Raw genomic sequence first — 19008 nt, 5'->3', positions numbered from 1 at the left:
CTTCCTCTAAGCTTCGGCCTTCAATTCCATCACTGCGTCACGCAGCTCCGCCGCACGCTCGAACTGCAAGTTCTTCGCCGCCTCTTTCATCTCGGCTTCCATGCGTTCGATCAGCGAAGCGCGGTCTTTCTTCGACATCTTCGCACCCTTGGCATCGGCGAGGTAATCCGCCTTCTGCTCGGCGACTTTCGTCGCCTCGATCACATCGCGAATCTTCTTCGCGATCGTCTGCGGCGTAATGCCCATCTTCTCGTTGTGGGCCTCTTGAATCGCCCGCCGGCGGCGCGTCTCGGTAATCGCTTTGTCCATCGACTCCGTGATATGGTCGCCGTACATGATGACCTTACCATCGGCATTACGCGCCGCACGGCCCATCGTCTGAATCAGCGAGCGCTCTGAGCGCAGGAACCCTTCTTTGTCGGCGTCGAGAATCGCCACGAGCGACACTTCCGGCAAATCAAGACCTTCCCGGAGCAGGTTGATCCCCACCAGTACGTGGAACGTACCGAGGCGCAGATCCCGCAATATCTGCATCCGTTCAAAGGTCTTGATATCGGAATGCAGATACTTCACTTTAATGCCAATGTCTTTAAAATAATCCGTCAAATCTTCCGACATCTTCTTCGTCAGTGTCGTCACGAGCACACGCTCATCCTTGCTGACGCGGTCCTGAATCTCGGCAATCAGATCGTCGATTTGACCTTTGGTCGGACGTACTTCAACAATGGGATCGAGCAGCCCCGTCGGACGGATGATCTGCTGAATCATTTCCGGGCAATGCTCAAGCTCGTAAGGGCCTGGCGTCGCCGAAATATATAAAAGCTGACTCGCTTTCTCTTCAAACTCCTCGAAACGAAGCGGACGGTTATCCAGCGCCGACGGCAGCCGGAAGCCGTGCTCCACCAGCACTTCTTTCCGCGCTTTGTCACCGTTGAACATCGCCCGAATCTGTGGCAGCGTCACGTGCGACTCGTCGACCATCACCAGCATATCGTCCGGGAAGTAGTCCATCAATGTATAAGGCGTTGCGCCCCGCTCGCGGAACGTCAGCGGCCCCGAGTAGTTCTCAATACCGGAACAGAAACCCATCTCCGCCATCATTTCCATATCGTAGCGCGTGCGCTGCTCCAGCCGCTGCGCTTCCAGCAGCTTACCTTGCTCCCGAAGCTCAGCCAGCCGCTCTTCCAACTCCCGCTCGATGTTCACAAGCGCCCGCTTCATCGTATCTTCCGCCGTCACGAAGTGAGACGCCGGGAAAATCGCGACGTGATCGCGCTGGCCGATAATCTCGCCGGTGAGCACATCGATCTCCGTGATGCGCTCGATCTCGTCGCCGAACAGCTCCACCCGAATCGCCCGCTCGCTGTGCGAAGCCGGGAAAATCTCCACGACATCGCCGCGCACGCGGAATGTCCCGCGCACAAAGTTCAAATCGTTCCGCTGATACTGAATGTCCACCAAGCGGTGCAAAATCTCGGTACGCGATTTCTCCATCCCTACGCGAAGAGATAACAGCAGCTTCCCGTATTCCATCGGAGAACCCAAACCGTAAATGCACGACACGCTGGCTACGACGATGACGTCGCGGCGCTCGAACAGAGAGCTGGTCGCCGAGTGGCGAAGCTTATCAATTTCTTCATTAACGCTGGAATCTTTCTCGATGTACGTATCCGATGAGGCAATGTAGGCTTCCGGTTGGTAGTAGTCATAGTAACTGACGAAGTAGGAGACGGCATTGTGAGGAAAAAACTCTTTAAACTCGCTGCACAATTGCGCAGCCAATGTCTTGTTATGGGCAATAATCAGCGTCGGACGGTTCAGCCTGGCAATGACTTGCGCCGCTGTAAAGGTCTTACCCGTTCCGGTCGCACCCAGCAATGTCTGATGCCGATTGCCGGCCTCAATACTGCGGACGATCGCTTCAATCGCCTGCGGCTGGTCGCCCTGTGGGGAAAATTCCGACACCAGCTCGAACTTCTTCGAGCTCAAAATCAAGTCGCTCATCTTTTATCACCTACATTTTTCGAGATAAATCGAGACTTTTATCCTATAAACTTTCATGTAGCACTTTCCGATATAGTTGTCTATGGTACATTCGCCCACATCTATGAGGATTCGACATATTCCCACATAGGAATGTTTGTTCTCGTTTTCTTATTATACTCTTTTTGAATCCGGGATGCAAACGGCATAGGTTGTTTCTGCCTGTCTCGCGGCACCTTTTTTATGCGTGAGTGCTCCCTATCTTTTTAGTTAAATTAGGAGTGGTACAGTCATGGATTTGACAACGGTATTAGGGTTGGTTTTGGGTCTGGCAGGTTTGGTTGGCGGGTATATGTGGGATGGCGGCCACCTGGCTTCCTTGGTGATTCCAAGCGCCATGCTCATCGTTTTCGGCGGAACATTCGGCGCGGTTGCCGTTTCTTTCCCAGGCTCTATTCTCAAAAATATTCCCAAAGCGCTCGGCATCGCCTTTCGCAATGTCAAACGCGATCCCGGGGCGACCATCGATGAAATCGTTGACATGGCCTCCGTCGCCCGCCGCGAAGGAGTTCTCGCCTTGGAACAGCGCGCACAGGAGCATGAAAATCCTTTCCTCAAAGACGGTCTGCTGATGGTCGTTGACGGTACGGACCCGGAGCTTACCCGGCAAATTCTGGAGCTCGAAATGGACGCCATTGAACATCAAGTGACCAACATGTCCAAAGTATTCGAAGCAGGCGGCGGCTATGCGCCGACGATGGGGATCATCGGTACGGTCATGGGCCTCATTCACGTACTCGGCAATCTCGAAGACCCGTCGTCCCTGGGGCCTGCGATCGCGGTTGCTTTTACCGCCACCCTCTACGGGGTTATGAGTGCGAACCTGATCTACCTGCCGATTGCGAACAAAATCAAAATCCGCGGCAAAGAAATGGTCAGTGAAATGGAATTGATGCTCGAAGGCATTCTCGCATTGCAAGCCGGTGAGAATCCGCAGTTGATCAAGAAAAAACTGACTTCCTTCCTCCACGATAAATCAACCAAGCAAGTATCAGAGGAGGCCCAGGACAATGGCGAGGCGAGGTAAAAAACCCGAAGAACACGTCAATCACGAGCGCTGGTTGATCACTTACGCGGACTTGATTACGTTGCTGCTCGTTTTCTTCATCATCATGTATGCCATGAGTAAAGTCGATGTACAGAAGTATTCCGTTTTGGCCCAAGCCTTAAACCTCCAGTTCCAGAAAGCCGATTCAATTCTGGATAAGGGGCACGGCATTTCAGGTCAAATGACGCCGAAGCAAGGCGATGCGGACAGCAAGGACAAAGATTATACTCAGCAAAATCAAGATGTGAAGAAGGAAGAGAACAATCAGACCAAACCGGAGGAGAACGAAAAGGAGAAGCGCGAGAAAGAGCTGCAGGATCTGCTCAAGCAGGTACAAAGCTATATCCAGGACCAGAATCTGGAGCAACAGGTCTCTGCAACGGATACTGAGCGCGGCGTCGCGATTACGTTGAACGATCTCTTCCTGTTCGATCTCGGCAAAGCCGATCTCAAGGGTCCATCCTTACCGATTCTGCAAAAGTTGGCGTCGCTCTTCCCGACACTGAACAGCAAAGTCAGCATTGAAGGCCACACCGACGATCTCCCTTTGGCACCGGGCTCTCAGTTCCAAGACAACTGGGGACTTTCCTTCGCTCGTTCCCTTTCCGTGCTCCGCTATTTTAGCAAAACAGCCCATCTGGACGACAAAAAGTTCGTCGCCACGGCCTACGCGGACACGATGCCGAAAGTGCCGAACACGAGCGAAGAGAATCGCAGCAAAAACCGGCGGGTGGAAATCATCATTCTGCGTGAAGATATCGCTCCGACGACACCGAAATCATAAAACGAAAAACCGCCCCAACGCCAGCTAACCTGGCAGAAGGGCGGTTTTCTTTTTCAAATGCTACATCGACTTCGTCGAATCGTTGGTTAATAAACCGGTCAGCTTGCCGCGCAAATAGGAAAACAAATGCATCGGCCGCTGCTCCATGAAGTACCGCACCTCTTGGTCCGGCGCGAGCACGATACCGAGCTGGTGATGCTCGCCGGCGTAAATCGCCCGCTTCAGGAAGCGCACCTCGCCCTGCTCGTTCAGCACCTCAAGCCGGCAGTATGCGGAGTTGAGGCTCATCGCCGCGTGCAGGTCCGTGCGGTGCCGAATGCGGTGGCCGTTCACTTTATGAATGATTTCACCGACCTGAATGCCCAACTCCTCGGCCGGACTCCCCGGCACAATAGCGAGCACCATCAGGCCGTTCATCGCGTGCATATAGCGTGGAATCTGCTTATCTTCCGACCAGGCGTTATAGTAGAGCAGCCCTTCGTGCAGCCCGATGGCGAGCAAGGCGCCGAGCAGCATCAGCGGCGACCAGAAATGTGCGGCAATCGCTGCACCGAGCAGCACGAGGCCATACACATACAGCAAATTGCCGCTGAACTTGGCCTGCTTCCGCGGCAGCTTGGAAATCGTCAGCTCCGTGAAGCCGATCATCGCCGGGAACGCGAGCAGCGTCCAGCCCATGCCGAGCTCCGGCGCAAACAGCGTCGGCCACGGCAGTTCCGCCGTGCTGCCGCCTGCGAAGGGCACGAGCAGGAACAGCGGCACCGGCCAGAAGCCTTGCAGCTGCTGGCCGCCGATCATTTGCCCGCGCTTGCCTTCCAGGAACAGCGGGCTGACCATGCGCGCACCCTGCGTGGAGACGAGCAGCCCTTCCAGGAGATGCAGCGCAGCCACGATGACGAGCAGCGACGGAATGTCAGCGCCTGCCACAGTAGCGGCGAGCGCGTACGACTGCTGCAAGCTGTCCGCATTCGGCAGCCAGCTCAGCACCGCCTGCGCGATGCCGAGGATGCCGACGGCGTACGCCAGGCAGAGGAACCGAATGCGGAAGAGCATCAACACGATGGTGATGCCCCAGAGCAGGAGCACCGCGTCCGCGTGCAGGCTGACCCCAACCAAAGCAAGCAGCAGCGAGGCGCAGATGCCGCCGACCCAGCCCCAGAGCACAACCCGCCACGTTTCACTCAGCAAGGAGTGCAGGCGGGTATGAAACAGCTTGCGCTCCAATTGAATTTGTTTCCGGTAGTGAAGCACAATGAACACGATGCCTATATAGTAAAAAGGATTGATGAGCAGCTGTCCCAAGGCATGCAGCCCGCGGTCCAGCAAAGGATTCCACACGTCCATCGAATCAAGCTCCTAACACACTAAAAAATAGGAAGGCCGCAATCGCAGCCTCCCTATCTATTTCGACTGACAGCGCTCATTTCCTGCTGCACTGCCGTTTTTTCCATCAACCTACCAACATTATTTCCCGATCTGCTTCTGCAATTGTGTGACCGCCGCTTTGAGCTGCATGTCGTTCTTCGGATCGCGAATTTGCGCCAGAATCGCTTTCTCGATCTTCGCCGCCGTATCCGCGTCGACTTCGCCGGTCATCGGCAGCTCGTTCGTGCGTTGGAACGCCTTCACGGCCGTTGCCGTTTTCTCGTTGAAATAGCCATCCGTCCGCTCGGTATTGAAACCGAGCCCCGTCAGCATCAGCTGCAGATTTTTCACATCGTCGCTCGTCATATCCGGTTTCAGGACATCTTTCTTCGCCAGCGGAGCCGCTTTGAAGTAAGCCGGTTGGTCGACCGCGATGTCGGGGGTGATGCCTTTTTTGTGAATCCAGTTGCCGTTCGGCGTCAGCCATTTGTACACCGTCATCTTGATGTTGCTGCCGTCGCCCATTTCCTTCTCGAATGTCACCTGCACCGTGCCTTTGCCGTAGGACGTTTCGCCGACGATTTTGCTGCCGACCGCTTCCTGGAACGCACCTGCCAAAATCTCGGAAGCACTCGCACTTCCTTTATTAATCAACACCGTGACAGGGTAATTCTTCCCTTTGCCCGTTGAAGGCGTCGGTTCACGCTTGCCATCACGGTTCTCCACCTGCACGATCGGCGTGCCGCTCTTCACGAACGGATTCACGATGTCAACGACGACATTGAGCAAGCCGCCCGGGTCGTTCCGTACGTCAATAACGAGGCCTTTCATGCCCTTAGCCTCGAGATTTTTCAGCTCTTCCGCAAAACGAACCGCCGTATTGGAAGAGAACTGGCGAATTTCGATTTTCCCGATCTGATCCGGGAGCATCTCGGCATACACCGTCTCGACGTCGATGTTATCGCGTACGACAATGACCTGTACCGGATCGCCGCCGCCTTGTCGGAGCAGATCCAGCTTCGCTTGCGTGCCCTTCGGCCCGCGGATTTTCATAACGGCTTGATTCAGCGTCAGCCCGTCCAGCTTCTCGCCGTTGACCGAGACGATGACATCCTTCGCTTGAAGGCCCGCTTTCTCGGCCGGAGAGCCTTTGATCGGGGAGACGATGACGAACTTGCCTTCCTCCATCGACACCTCGGCACCAATGCCTTGGAACGAAGAGGAGATGCTTTCATCGAACTGCTTCGCTTCCTTTTGATCCATATAGACCGTAAAAGGATCCTCCAGCGACTCTAGCATGCCGTTAATTGCGCCATTGACGAGCTCATCGTGATCAGGCTGCTTTAAATATTTGCTCTCAATTAGTTGAAACGCCGTGGAAATCTTGTTTAAATCCTTGCTTGTCAGCCCTGAACTCGAGGACGCCGCCGAAGCCTTCCCGCCTGTTGCCTGCTCTTTTCGCCCCCAACTGAACGAGGGATCCGCAATCGTGAGTGTTACTATACTGCTCGCAAACATCGCCAACAAAACAAAGACAATAACCGTTCGACCTTTAAATTGCAAAGTGCGATACACCACCTTATCCTCTATCCCAAATGAGCTCGCCTGTACTGTAGTATATGACAAGCTCTTCCATTTTTATAACCGGTTTGTCCTAGCGCAGGTACGGTTTGGGATCGACAGGCACTTCATTTTTCCGGACTTCAAAATGCAAATGATTGCCGGTCGCTTGACCCGTCGAGCCAACGCCGGCGATCTTCTGACCTCGTTTGACAACGTCGCCGACTTTGACGTAGATGCCGTCATTCATGATGTGGCCGTACAAGGTCCACAAGCCCCCGCCGTGATCGACGATCACGCAGTTGCCATATCCGTTCATCCACGACGCATAAATGACAGAGCCGTTCTCAGCCGCGAGAATCGGCGTTCCTTTCGGTGCGCCCAAATCGATGCCCTTGTGGTTCTCAGGCTTGCCCGTAACCGGATTGATGCGGAAAATAAAATCTGACGTAATCGGTGCCTGCACCGAAAGCGGATAACCGAGTTTCCCGCCGGCATAGGTGAATGGCGATTTCGTGTTCATCGCTTGACGCTTCTGTTCTTGCAGCTGCGCTTCTTTCTTCGCCAGCGCCGTAATCTGCTGATCGCTTTCCTCGGAGATACTCTCCAACGTCTTCTCTTGCTTCGAAAGGGACGCGATTTTTACTTCTTTCGCCTTTTCCTTCGCCTTCAAATCCTCGCGCAGCGTTTCCGCGTCCGCATAGAGCCCTTGTACCTTCACAAGCTGCTCTTCCGTCTCTGCCTTTTTCTGAGCGACGGTCTCTTTATCCTTCTTATTCGATTCTAGAATCTCTTTATCTTGACTCACAATCGATTTAAGCGCTTCTACACGATTCAAAAAATCAGAAAAACTGGTCGCGCTCAGCAGCACGTCCATATAGGAAACGAAGCCGTTCGTGTACAGAAGACGCACGCGGGATTTTAGCATTGCATCGCGGCTTTCTACGCGCGCTTCCGCGTCATCCAACTCCTTCGCGTTCTTCTCCAGCTCGTCCGACACTTGATCGATCTGCTCGTTCAACTGCGTCAGCTTTTTGCTGGCCTCGTTCACTTGCACGAGAAGCTCATTCATGTCTTTCGTCGTCTGCTCTTTCTCGTTCTGAACCTTCGTGATCTGATTCTGCGCGTCGTTCTGCTTCTGCTGCATCTCTGCCTTCTGCTTCTTCAGCTGATTCAGCTGCTGGTCGATCTTCTCCGTTGCTGAAGCCGCGTAGCTCGCCGCAGGCGGGACTGTTACTGCCATGGCAATGCCGAGCGACAAGGCGGCAGGTATCAACTTTTTCTTCAAGCAAGTAGCCTCCCATTCTAGAGCTAGTTCAAGCAGGTTAAGCTTAATCTAGCATTTCGCATGCTATGAATCTTTGAAAATGAAGTGACGTGAAAAGCCTTCGCTACACGCGAAGGAACTTCCGCACAGAAATCAGAGAGCCCCAGACGCCGATCACAATGCCCAACCCAAGCAGTAACACGAGCAGCGTAGGCGCAATATTTTCAAAAGGCGTTAGCTTAATCATCAGCAGATTCAGGTTGAGCGAACTCGTATTAAGCAGCTTCCAGTACCCGGCTAGAATAATCGCCGTAGGGACAAAAGAGCCGACAAAGCCAAGGAGCGCGCCCTCAATGAAGAACGGCCAGCGAATGAAGGAGTTCGTCGCCCCCACGAGCTTCATAATAGAAATTTCACGCTGTCTTGCTAAAATCGTAATTTTGATCGTATTGGCAATCAGGAACACCGCGGTAAAAGAAAGCAGCAATACGATGCCGATGCCGATCCAACGGACCACTTTTGTTACTTTGAACAGCGTTTCTACCGTGCCTTTGCCGTAATTCACTTTGTAGATGGGCTTTGGATCCAGACCGGTGTTTAACGCCGAAATCTGATTAGCGACGGATGCGACATTGCGCGGATCGTCGACTTCGACCGTAAACGCATCATTCAATGGATTGTTGTCGCCTTCAAAACCTTCGAGCAGCGACTTGCCGCTTTCACCGAGCTTTTCACGTAAATACACAAGTCCTTCTTCTTTGGAAACGAACTTAATCGATTTGACTTCCGGGATGGCCTCAATTTTGGTCTGCAGCGCCGATATTTGATCCTGGGGCGTATTGACTTCCAGATACACATTAATCTCAACTTGCTTCTCAATTTGACCGGCAATATCGTTTACGTTAAGCGTGATCAGAACGAAAACTCCCAAAATAAACAGTGAAATGGCAATCGAGGAAATGGAAGCGAATGTCATCCAACCGTTCCTGACGACATTGCGGGTGCCTTCCCTCAAATGCCGCGCGAGCGTACTAATCTTCATAGCCGTATTCCCCCCGGTGTTGATCGCGAGCAATAAGGCCGTTCTCAATGGCAATCACGCGTTTGCGCATCGTGTTCACGATTTCTTTGTTATGTGTCGCCATGACGATTGTTGTGCCGCGGAAGTTGATTTCTTCCATCAGCTTCATGATCCCCCATGACGTATCGGGGTCCAGGTTTCCCGTCGGTTCGTCGGCGATAATGACAGATGGGTTGTTAATTATTGCCCGGGCAATGGCCACACGCTGCTGTTCGCCCCCGGAAAGCTGCGAAGGAAGGGAATTAGCCTTGTCCTTCAGGTTGACGAGCTCGAGCACTTCCATCGTGCGCTTCTTAATCTGCTTCTTCGGCGCCTCAATGACCTCCATCGCAAACGCCACGTTATCAAAAATCGACAGCTTCGGCAGCAGGCGGTAATCCTGAAAAATGACGCCGATATTCCGGCGTACGTAAGGGATTTTGCGCTGTTTCAGCTTTTCGAGATTGAAGCCGTTAACGAAAATGTGGCCTTTGGTCGGCCGTTCTTCTCTATACATTAATTTCATAAATGTCGATTTTCCGGCGCCGGAAGGTCCGACGACGTATACGAATTCATTGCGGTCTACTTTAACGCTAATGCCTCTCAATGCATGCGTGCCGTTGGAGTATGTCTTCCATACGTCCTGCATTTCGATCACAGAATCACATCCTAATATAGGGATCTTTTAGCGGAGCTAAAAGTCTCTCTGCTTTGGGATCTTTGCCGGGGGCAAAGTCTCTCTGCTTTGGGATCTTTGCCGGAGGCAAAGTCTCTCATCTTCCATTCAAACCTCTCGGGCACCCGCCCAAAGTCACACTGCTGCACACGCAGCCTATATCAATTCGACACAAAAGCTGAAATTCCTGCTTATTCAGCATCTTTCTTGTTGGTGAATTCCGTCAAATCACCTGACATTGTCGCTATTCGCCCCGAAACGACGATTCTGTACTAAATGTTCTCCTCCATCGATACATATAGAGAGTACAGGCCTTCACCGAATCGTATGTTAAGGAGGGGCAGTCCATGATACGGAAATTCCGCACGCTCACCTATTCGTTTGTCCTTGCGGCGGGCTTATTCGCTCTTAGCGGCTCGGCGCTTTACGTATACAGCACGCAATCCACACTTCCCTCACATGTCACCGTCGGCGAATGGCAGGTAGGCGGCATGACCTATGCGGCTTTCAAAAGCGAGCTCAATCAGCGCGTCAGCAAGCTGTCCGCGGCTCCTGTCCTGCTGCTTTCGTCTCAGCCGGTGATTCCAAACAAGCAGCTTACGCTCGGCGAGCTCGGCGTGCACTACTCGGCGGACAGCATTGCGCAAGCGCTTAGCCCGCTTGTCGAGGGCTCGCCGCTAACCCGGCTGAAAGCCCGCTTCGCACTGCGGGGCATGCAGCTCCCGCTGGAAGCCTCGGTGAGCGCAGAGCAGTTGAACGCCAAAGTGCAAGCAGCGTGGAAGGAGCTGTACGCCCAAAAGCCGGTCAGCGCGAAGCGCGTCCTGAAGGCGCAGGACCAAATCGACTATACGCCTGAGATCAGCGTACTGCGCGTGAATACAAAAGAGCTCGCCGAGGAACTGCAAGCGATCGCTTCCCTCTTGAACGGCTCGCCGCCAGCGGAGCCAATCCAGCTCTCGCTGCCGCTTTACGAACTGCGCCCTTCCGTCACTGTGGCCTCGCTTAAGCAGCAAGGCATCGATGGCAAAATTGCCGAATTCACCACATCCTTCCCCCCATCTGGAGAAGGCCGTATTCATAACATTCGTGCGACCGCCGCAACGATTCAGGATTACGTGATGGCACCGGGCGAAACGTTCGATTACAGCAAAGTTATTGCTGAGACCGAAGCCAAGGTCGGCTACAAAGAAGCGCCGGTCATCCTGAACGGCACGCTCGTGCCTGGTATTGGCGGCGGTATCTGCCAAGTCTCGACAACGCTCTACAATGCCGCCCTGCGAAGCGGCCTGCAAATTGTGGAAAGGCGCAACCATTCCCTTCCCGTCAGCTACGTTCCGCTCGGACAAGATGCCACGTTTGCCAACGGATATATTAACTTCAAATTCCGGAACAACACCGGAAGCTATTTGTGGATTCGGACAGAAACAACGGATAAGGCCGTGACCGTTAAGCTGTTCGGGCACCTGACACCTGGAATTACGTATGATATCGACTCCAAAATCGTAGAGACCATTCAGCCGTCAGTCAACTACGTAAACAATCCGAGCCTTAATCCTGGTGCTGAGCGGCCCATTAGTCCCGGCAAAGCAGGCTATAAAGTGGAGACGTATCGGATTAAACGGGAAAATGGCACGGTCGTAAGTCGGGAGCTCATCTCAAAAGATACCTACTCCCCTGTGCCGGCCGTTGTAGCAGCCAATCGCGGTGACGCCAAACCGGATCCTCGCACACCGGCTGCGCCCAAGCAGCCGGTCATCGAAGACGGGGTCATGAGTTACGTGACGCCGGAGGATTTGGGACTATGACGGAAGCAAGGACAATTCCATACGAAAAAGTGAGAGTCATATGACCGTAGTTACTACGTCATGATGACTTTTTTATTTTAAGCTAAGAATATGAAGGAACCGTGAAGGAGGCCAAATCTAGTGAGCAAAGCCGATTATTTCAAAGAATTAAACTACAGATTGCGCGGATTGCCTGACAAGGAGCGACAAAATATATTAGCGGTTTACGAGGAATTATTCCAAAAAGCTTTGGAAAATGGCAAACAGGAATCCGATGTCGCTCAGTCGCTAGGTTACCCGCGGGTGCCGAACTGGGATGGCGCAAAACAGAATCCGAAACCGCAGCAAGCGGAAACGCCGCAAACGCAGACCTCAGAGGCCGCACCGAATCCGGGATTCGCGCCAAGCGAGGCGGGCGAACAGCAACAAGTGCCTGTGTATGAGGAAACATTCACGGCACCTAAGCCTGAACCCGCGCGCCAGCCAATGACGGAAGAACTGCCGTACGTCAACCGGGATCTGCCGCCGCAGGCTGCGCGCTCGTGGGAGCCGCCTCCCTACACGCCGCCGTACGCGCCCGATCACGAGTCGGCGAACCGGCCGCCTTTTCCACCGTACACGCCGCCGAATTACCCTTATCCCGCGAAGCAGGACTCGAGCATCAAGGCGATTATCATTTCGATTATGCTCGGTTTTTTCAACCTGATCTTCGTTGTTGGACCTTGGTTCGGCCTCTGCGCGACGTTGATCGCCCTGTTTGTATCCGGCTTCGCGCTGATTATAGCGCCGATTGTCGGAGCGTTAACCAGCATGGGCAGCGCATCTGGCAACGATCTGACCTTTATCCTGTTCGCGATGCTCGCCTGCTTCGGTCTCGGCGTCATCCTGACATCGATCAGCTCGTGGCTGATCAAGCTCTTTTTTAAACTTAGCTGGAAGTACATTCAATTTAACGCGAAACTGATTAAGGGGGCCTAAGCAATGCAACGTGGAGTCAAATTTTCCTTATTCCTCGGCTTTGTCCTGCTAGCGGTCGGTCTCGTCGGGGCAGCGGTCACTTTCAAATCTTTGGATCTAACCGCCGGGTTCAGCACCGTCAACGTAGAGAAAAAAGTCGCAGCAGCCGGCATTGATACCATCATCCTAAATACCGACACGTCAAGTATTTCGTTTGTGCCCAGCAATACTGACGAGATCAGCGTAAGCCTGAGCGGCAAGCTCCGTGAAGCGAATGCCGCCAACTGCACCCTGGAGGCCACAACTGAAAATGCAACAACTTGGCGTATCGACGCCTGTACCCGCCGAGGACATATTAATTTTGGCTTTGATATCGACGAGTTTAAGAGTCTGTTCAGCGGCCAGAAATTCGGCTTGAAGACGGAAGTGCGCGTACCCGACAAACTATTCAAGGCCATTACCGTCAAATCGGATACGGGCCTCATCGACCTTGGCTCGCTGAAATCCGACAAATTGACCGTTACGTCCGATACCGGGTCTGTGCATATCGATCACTTTGAGGGTAAGCTGCTCAACGTACAAACTGACACCGGGTCGATCCGTGTTGACGATGCACAAGGCGATATCAAGCTGCGCACCGATACAGGCCCGATTGACGCAGTCCTTGCGGAAATCGGCAATGAGGTCAGCCTTAGCGCCGACACGGGCTCCATTCGCCTAAAAGTGCCGTCCAAAATCAACAATGTCTCCTTCGACCTTCGCTCGGATGTGGGCAGCGCCCGGTTGAATGTCCCTGCCGTCGATGTACAAGAAAGCAGCCGCACGGCAGTCAAAGGCATCATCGGCGACGGCAGCAAAAAAGTAAAAGCGACGACCGACACCGGCTTCATCGAGGTGCGGACGCGGGATTAATGAGACTGGCAAGCAACTTCTAGGCCCACCGACTCGCGGCCTGCGCGTCTACGACGATGTGTGGCCCGCAAGAAAAACTTAACGGTTGCCCTGGAGCTTATTTCGCCGAAAATGCGCCATTTCAGACGCTAACGGTTGCTGCAGAGCTTATTGGCAGCATTTCCAGCGAAATCTTGTCGATTTCGGCTCAATAGCCGCTGTCACAACCGTTAAAATCTGCACAGCCGCGATTTTGCCGAAATAGGCGCTGTGGTGACCGTTACAAGCTAATTGGCACGGATGCCCAATAAGAAAACAAAGAAGCTTCCTCCCACATTCGTGGTTGGAAGCTTTTTTGTTAGAGTTGGCGCTCCTAAGAGCCGCCCCAAAATTACGCTTTCTCTAGGTAGGCGTTCAGCCAAGCCTGCGACTCAGCCAGCACGCTTTCCGCGCGACCGATCGCTTCGCTCACTTGATTCGTCGCCGTACCGCCGTACACATTGCGCGCGTTGACGACTTGCTCCGGCTGGAGCACGGCGTAAATATCGGACTCGAACAGGTTCGAGAACGTTTTGAACTCTTCGATGCTCATATCGAGGAGGTATTTGTTGTTCTGGATGCAATACAGCACCGTTTTGCCGATCACTTCGTGCGCCTGGCGGAACGGCAGGCCTTTGTTCACGAGGTAATCCGCGATGTCCGTCGCATTGGAGAAATCCTGGTTCACAGCTTGGCGCATGCGGCCGGTGTTCACCTTCATCGTGGACACCATCGGCGCAAACAATTGCAGCGCGCCTTGCAGCGTGCGAACCGTGTCGAACATGCCTTCTTTGTCTTCCTGCATGTCCTTGTTGTACGCCAGCGGCAGCGACTTCAGTACGGTCAGCAGACCGAACAGGTTGCCGTAGACGCGGCCGGTTTTGCCGCGGACGAGCTCGGCGACGTCCGGGTTCTTCTTCTGCGGCATGATCGAGCTGCCGGTGCAGAAAGCATCGTCGAGTTCAATGAATTGGAACTCGGTCGAGGACCACAGCACCATTTCCTCGCAGAAGCGAGAAAGGTGCATCATGATCATGGACGCGTTGGAGAGGAACTCCAGAATGAAGTCGCGGTCGCTGACCGCGTCAAGGGAGTTCTCGTACACGCGCCCGAACCCGAGCTGCTCCGCCACGAAATGGCGGTCGATCGGGAACGTCGTGCCGGCGAGCGCGCCAGCGCCGAGCGGCAGCATGTCAATGCGCTTGTAACTGTCCTGCAAGCGCTCAAGATCGCGGCCGAACATGCTCACGTACGCCATCAAGTGGTGCGCGAACAGAATCGGCTGCGCCCGCTGCAGATGCGTGTAGCCCGGGATAATCGTGTCAAGATTTTCCTTCGCCTTCACGATCAATGCTTCTTGCAGCTTCACGAGCAAACCGACGAACTCGACTACGCGTTTGCGCAGATACAAATGCATGTCCGTCGCCACTTGGTCGTTCCGGCTGCGGCCCGTGTGCAGCTTCCCGCCGACAGGTCCGATCAGATCGATCAGCGTTTTCTCGATATTCATGTGAATATCTTCGTTTTGAATCGTGTACTCCAGCTCGCCGCGGCGAATCATGCCTTGCACCTGCAGCAAGCCGTCCTTAATCTTCTCGACATCTTCCGCCGGAAGAATGCCGCACTTGCCCAGCATCGTCACGTGCGCCAAGCTGCCTTCAATGTCTTCCTCGGCCAGCTCTTTGTCGAATGTAATCGACGCTGTATATTCCTCGACCAATTGGTCGGTTTTCTTCGTAAAACGCCCACCCCAAAGCTTAGACACCTTGCATAGCTCCTCTCAGATCTCAACATCTTGAAGTTTCGCGCGCACATGCGCTTGCGATACGGGGGAGTTGGGCCTGCACTGTGCAGGCCATTGAAAACATAGCTACCTTAGTCAACAAATACACCAAAGATGCTACAATCTACCCAGACATCTCCACTCCCGCCCCTACCGCCAGATAGCCCAAAGGCTTTCCCCAAGGGAAAGCCCGTCATACCTTATTTGTTCGCGTTTTGCTCCACGCCGGAACCGACTTTGAGGCGCAGCGCGTTCAAGCGGATAAAGCCAGTAGCATCCCCTTGATCGTACGCTTTCGTCGGATCGGCTTCCATTGTCGCGATGTCCGGGTTGTACAGGGAAACCGGGCTCTTCACGCCGGCGCCGATCACGTTGCCTTTGTACAGCTTCAGGCGAACCGTACCGGATACGTTCTTTTGGCTCTCGGTTACCAACGCTTGGATCGCCAAACGCTCAGGCGCGAACCAGAAGCCGTTGTACACGAGGGACGCGTACTTGGAGATCAAAGAGTCACGCAGATGCATCACGTCGCGGTCCATGGTGAGGGACTCCATTTTGCGGTGCGCGGTGAAAAGAATCGTACCGCCTGGCGTTTCGTACACGCCGCGGCTCTTCATGCCGACGAAACGGTTCTCGACCATGTCGACACGGCCGATGCCGTGCTTGCCGCCGACTTCGTTCAGCGTTTCCATCACTTGGAGCGGTGTCAAGCGCGTGCCGTTGATCGCAACGCAGTCGCCTTTTTCAAACTCCAACTCGATGTATTCCGCTTGGTCTGGCGCATCCTCAGGATCAACGCTCAGCACAAACATGTCTTTGTTGGATGTTGCGGATGGATCGAACCAAGGATCCTCCAGCATGCCGCTCTCAAAGGAGATGTGCAGCAGGTTGCGGTCCGTGGAATATGGCTTCGCCGCAGATGCCGTTACTGGAATGCCATGCTTTTCAGCATAAGCGATCATTTCTGCGCGGCCCGGGAACTGCTCGCGGAACTCTTCCAGACGCCATGGCGCGATCACGGAAATCTCAGGTGCAAGCGCAGCAGCCGTGAGCTCGAAGCGCACTTGGTCGTTGCCTTTGCCTGTAGCGCCGTGCGCAATCGCTGTAGCGCCCTCAGCGCGGGCGATTTCGACCATACGCTTCGCGATTAAAGGACGCGCGATGGACGTGCCGAGCAGGTATTGACCTTCATACAGCGCAGCTGCTTGGAACATCGGGTTGATGAAATCGCGAGCGAACTCGTCGCGCAGATCGTCGATGTAGATTTTGGAGGCGCCGGTTGCGAGCGCTTTTTCTTCCAGACCGTCGAGCTCATCTTTCTGCCCGATGTCCGCCGTGAAGGCGATAATTTCCGCGTCGTACGTTTCTTTCAACCATTTGAGGATAACCGAAGTATCCAACCCGCCGGAATAGGCGAGCACGATTTTTTCCTTAGCCATGTCGTTTCTTCTCTCCGTTTCGTCAATGTACAAAAATATATAGATTAGACCATCGTTGCGGCCATGATCGCTTTTTGCGCGTGCAGACGGTTCTCCGCCTGATCAAAAATGATGGAATGCTCGCCGTCGATGACGCCTTCGCTCACTTCTTCGCCGCGGTGCGCCGGCAGGCAGTGCATGAACAGGTAGTCGGATTTCGCGTATTTGGCGAGTTCCTCGTTGACCTGGTAGTTCGCGAACGCGATTTCGCGCTCTTTTTGCTCGGCTTCAAAGCCCATGCTCGCCCATACGTCCGTGTAGACGATATCGGCATTCTCAATCGCTTCGCGCGCGCTGGTCGTCACGAGCAGGGAACCGCCGGACTGTGCCGCGTTCTCTTTGGATTGCTGAATCACGCTTGCATCCGGCATATAGCCTTCCGGCGAAGCGACAGCGAAATCCATACCAAGCTTGGAAGCACCCATCATCAGGGAGTGCACCATGTTATTGCCGTCGCCGATGTAAGCGACTTTGATGCCTCTGAGGCGGCCTTTTTTCTCCAGAACGGTCTGGTAGTCCGCCATCACTTGGCAAGGGTGCGCATGGTCTGTCAACCCATTAATAACCGGCACTGTCGCCCCTCTTGCGAGGTCGATCACCTTGCGGTGCTCGTAGGTGCGGATCATGATACCGTCCAGGTAACGGGACAGCGTTTGCGCCGTATCCCATACCGTCTCGCCGCGTCCGAGCTGCAGGTCGTTTTTGCTCAGGAAGAGCGCTTGCCCGCCCAGCTGATACATCCCCACTTCAAAAGACACGCGCGTCCGAGTAGACGACTTCTCGAAAATCATACCCAGCGTCTTACCCGCCAGAATCGGGTGGGGTTCGCCGGCTTTTTGCTTGCGCTTCAGCTCGATGGCATAACCAATCAAATACTCTAATTCTTCCGGTGTATAGTCAACGAGGGCAAGAAAATCCTTGCCCTTGAGCTGAGCAGCCATTTCTTCCTTTACACTACTTGTCATCCGAACACAACCTCTCTCTCTAAAATGCCGTTAAATGGAGCTCGCTGCCGCTGCCTTTTGGGCAAGCACGTCGCACACCACATCTAACGCGCGATCCAAATCTTCCAGCGGAATCGTCAGCGCCGGCACCAAACGAATGACGTTCGGCCCCGCCGGAATGACGAGCACACCTTGCTTGTGAATCTCACTTATAATCTCACCTGCAGGCTGTGTGCATGCAATCCCAATCAAAAGACCGATCCCGCGCACATTCGCCACAAGCGGGTTGCCAGCGAGCTTGCTCTCCAGCTTCTTCACGGTGTACTCGCCCAGCTCCAATGCGCGCTCTGGATATTTCCCGGAAATAATCGCATCCGTTGCCGCAAATGCCGCTGCTGTCGCTATCGGCGTACCGCCGAACGTCGAGCCGTGGCTGCCTGCGCTAAACGCGTCTTTCAGGAAGCCTTTGCCGAGCATCGCTCCGATTGGGAAACCGCCGCCTAAGCCTTTGGCCAATGTAAAAATGTCCGGCTCCACGCCATAGTGCTCATAAGCGAATAGCTTGCCTGTGCGGCCCATGCCCGTCTGGATCTCGTCGCCAATAAGCAGGATGCCCTCTTGCTTGCACAGCTCTGCAAGCTGCTTCACGAACGTCGGATCGGCCGGCAGCACGCCGCCCTCGCCTTGCACGAACTCCAGCATGACGGCCGCTGTTTTGTCGTTGATCAACGCACGGACGGACTCGATGTCGTTGTATTCCGCATAAACAAAGCCTTCCGGAAGCGGCAGGAAGCCTTCCTTCACTTTATCCTGACCTGTCGCCGTCAGTGTAGCCAGCGTACGTCCGTGGAAGGACATGTTGAACGTAATGATCTCATAACGTCCGTTATTCAGCACCTTTTGGTGATAACGGCGCGCAATTTTGATTGCCGCTTCGTTCGCTTCCGCGCCGGTGGAGCAGAAAAACACTGCATCCGCACAGCTGTTCGCCGTCAGCAGCGAAGCCAGCTTCTCCTGGTTCGGAATGTGGAACAGGTTGCTCACGTGCCACACTTGATTTAGCTGCTCAATCAGCGCTTCCTTGACCGCCTGCGGCGCATGCCCCAGATTCGTGACGGCGATACCGCTCATCAAATCGATGTACTCTTTGCCTGCGTCGTCCCACAGACGGCTGCCTTCGCCTTTCACCAGCGTGATCGGGTACCTGCCGTAGGTTGGAAACAGCGCGCTTGTTCCTTGTTCTTGCATCGTACAATCCCTCCTAAAATGGTCTGTTAGGGCTCGTTTCTCGTTCGTGTATGCTTGCAGCGGCTTAGGTCGCCAGTCGCC

General features: G+C 54.2%; 15 protein-coding genes. 5 read left to right on the top strand and 10 right to left on the bottom strand.

Going from position 1 to position 19008, the window contains the following annotated elements; all coding sequences use genetic code 11:
* Nucleotides 1–6 precede the first annotated feature (6 nt).
* Nucleotides 7–2004 carry an excinuclease ABC subunit UvrB gene (gene uvrB / locus EJQ19_RS20170; protein WP_126143036.1) on the bottom strand — a complete coding sequence of 666 codons (1998 nt, stop codon included), beginning with the start codon at nt 2002–2004 and terminating at the stop codon, nt 7–9.
* Between the two features lie 271 nt (nt 2005–2275).
* Between uvrB and EJQ19_RS20165 the strand changes: the two genes are divergently transcribed.
* On the top strand, nt 2276–3070 hold the full coding sequence (locus EJQ19_RS20165) for a flagellar motor protein (RefSeq protein WP_126143035.1): 795 nt from the start codon (nt 2276–2278) through the stop codon (nt 3068–3070).
* Entirely contained in the window at nt 3054–3875 is an 822-nt protein-coding gene (locus tag EJQ19_RS20160) for an OmpA/MotB family protein (protein ID WP_126143034.1), read from the top strand. Before EJQ19_RS20165 ends, EJQ19_RS20160 begins: the two co-directional genes overlap by 17 nt.
* Nucleotides 3876–3935: 60 nt before the next feature.
* Here EJQ19_RS20160 and EJQ19_RS20155 read toward each other — a convergent pair whose 3' ends face one another.
* From EJQ19_RS20155 to ftsE, 5 genes are all read right to left on the bottom strand, one after another.
* On the bottom strand, nt 3936–5219 hold the full coding sequence (locus EJQ19_RS20155; RefSeq protein ID WP_126143033.1) for a PDZ domain-containing protein: 1284 nt from the start codon (nt 5217–5219) through the stop codon (nt 3936–3938).
* A 120-nt stretch (nt 5220–5339) separates the two neighbouring features.
* Nucleotides 5340–6803: a S41 family peptidase gene (locus EJQ19_RS20150; protein WP_126143032.1), complete on the bottom strand. Its 1464-nt coding sequence runs from the start codon at nt 6801–6803 to the stop codon at nt 5340–5342.
* 91 nt (nt 6804–6894) lie between these two features.
* Nucleotides 6895–8088, bottom strand: a complete 1194-nt coding sequence (locus EJQ19_RS20145; protein ID WP_126143031.1) for a murein hydrolase activator EnvC family protein — start codon at nt 8086–8088, stop codon at nt 6895–6897.
* 103 nt (nt 8089–8191) lie between these two features.
* Nucleotides 8192–9109, bottom strand: a complete 918-nt coding sequence (ftsX, locus tag EJQ19_RS20140; RefSeq protein WP_126143030.1) for a permease-like cell division protein FtsX — start codon at nt 9107–9109, stop codon at nt 8192–8194.
* Complete coding sequence (gene ftsE / locus EJQ19_RS20135) at nt 9099–9785, bottom strand: cell division ATP-binding protein FtsE (protein WP_126143029.1); 687 nt, start codon at nt 9783–9785, stop codon at nt 9099–9101. The genes ftsX and ftsE overlap by 11 nt, the downstream gene beginning before the upstream one ends.
* A gap of 365 nt (nt 9786–10150) precedes the next feature.
* Here ftsE and EJQ19_RS20130 point away from each other — a divergent pair, with 365 nt between their 5' ends.
* The 3 genes from EJQ19_RS20130 (at nt 10151) to EJQ19_RS20120 (ending at nt 13456) form a co-directional block, all read left to right on the top strand.
* Complete coding sequence (locus EJQ19_RS20130) at nt 10151–11608, top strand: VanW family protein (RefSeq protein WP_126143028.1); 1458 nt, start codon at nt 10151–10153, stop codon at nt 11606–11608.
* A 120-nt stretch (nt 11609–11728) separates the two neighbouring features.
* A complete protein-coding gene (locus EJQ19_RS20125; RefSeq protein ID WP_126143027.1) occupies nt 11729–12565 on the top strand; it encodes a DUF1700 domain-containing protein in 837 nt (278 codons plus the stop codon).
* A gap of 3 nt (nt 12566–12568) precedes the next feature.
* Entirely contained in the window at nt 12569–13456 is an 888-nt protein-coding gene (locus tag EJQ19_RS20120; protein ID WP_126143026.1) for a DUF4097 family beta strand repeat-containing protein, read from the top strand.
* Between the two features lie 370 nt (nt 13457–13826).
* Here EJQ19_RS20120 and argH read toward each other — a convergent pair whose 3' ends face one another.
* The 4 genes from argH to EJQ19_RS20100 form a co-directional block, all read right to left on the bottom strand.
* Nucleotides 13827–15239, bottom strand: coding sequence for an argininosuccinate lyase (argH, locus tag EJQ19_RS20115; RefSeq protein WP_126143025.1), 1413 nt, complete (start codon nt 15237–15239; stop codon nt 13827–13829).
* Nucleotides 15240–15457: 218 nt separating this feature from the next.
* Nucleotides 15458–16696, bottom strand: coding sequence for an argininosuccinate synthase (locus EJQ19_RS20110; RefSeq protein WP_126143024.1), 1239 nt, complete (start codon nt 16694–16696; stop codon nt 15458–15460).
* A 44-nt stretch (nt 16697–16740) separates the two neighbouring features.
* Complete coding sequence (gene argF / locus EJQ19_RS20105) at nt 16741–17700, bottom strand: ornithine carbamoyltransferase (protein ID WP_126143023.1); 960 nt, start codon at nt 17698–17700, stop codon at nt 16741–16743.
* A 30-nt stretch (nt 17701–17730) separates the two neighbouring features.
* Entirely contained in the window at nt 17731–18927 is a 1197-nt protein-coding gene (locus EJQ19_RS20100) for an acetylornithine transaminase (protein WP_126143022.1), read from the bottom strand.
* Nucleotides 18928–19008 lie beyond the last annotated feature (81 nt).

The organism is Paenibacillus whitsoniae (genome assembly GCF_003955665.1).
GTDB classification, from domain to species: Bacteria; Bacillota; Bacilli; order Paenibacillales; family NBRC-103111; genus Paenibacillus_E; species Paenibacillus_E whitsoniae.
The sequence above is the reverse complement of the archived record's forward strand: the minus strand, read 5'-3'. Positions and strand labels throughout refer to the sequence as shown.

Excerpts from the sequence above, each read along its gene's own strand:
- uvrB (WP_126143036.1), bottom strand. The coding sequence starts at position 2,004 with ATGAGCGACTTGATTTTGAGCTCGAAGAAGTTCGAGCTGGTGTCGGAA.
- EJQ19_RS20165 (WP_126143035.1), top strand. The coding sequence starts at position 2,276 with ATGGATTTGACAACGGTATTAGGGTTGGTTTTGGGTCTGGCAGGTTTG.
- EJQ19_RS20160 (WP_126143034.1), top strand. The coding sequence starts at position 3,054 with ATGGCGAGGCGAGGTAAAAAACCCGAAGAACACGTCAATCACGAGCGC.
- EJQ19_RS20155 (WP_126143033.1), bottom strand. The coding sequence starts at position 5,219 with ATGGACGTGTGGAATCCTTTGCTGGACCGCGGGCTGCATGCCTTGGGA.
- ftsX (WP_126143030.1), bottom strand. The coding sequence starts at position 9,109 with ATGAAGATTAGTACGCTCGCGCGGCATTTGAGGGAAGGCACCCGCAAT.
- EJQ19_RS20130 (WP_126143028.1), top strand. The coding sequence starts at position 10,151 with ATGATACGGAAATTCCGCACGCTCACCTATTCGTTTGTCCTTGCGGCG.
- EJQ19_RS20120 (WP_126143026.1), top strand. The coding sequence starts at position 12,569 with ATGCAACGTGGAGTCAAATTTTCCTTATTCCTCGGCTTTGTCCTGCTA.
- EJQ19_RS20110 (WP_126143024.1), bottom strand. The coding sequence starts at position 16,696 with ATGGCTAAGGAAAAAATCGTGCTCGCCTATTCCGGCGGGTTGGATACT.
- argF (WP_126143023.1), bottom strand. The coding sequence starts at position 17,700 with ATGACAAGTAGTGTAAAGGAAGAAATGGCTGCTCAGCTCAAGGGCAAG.
- EJQ19_RS20100 (WP_126143022.1), bottom strand. The coding sequence starts at position 18,927 with ATGCAAGAACAAGGAACAAGCGCGCTGTTTCCAACCTACGGCAGGTAC.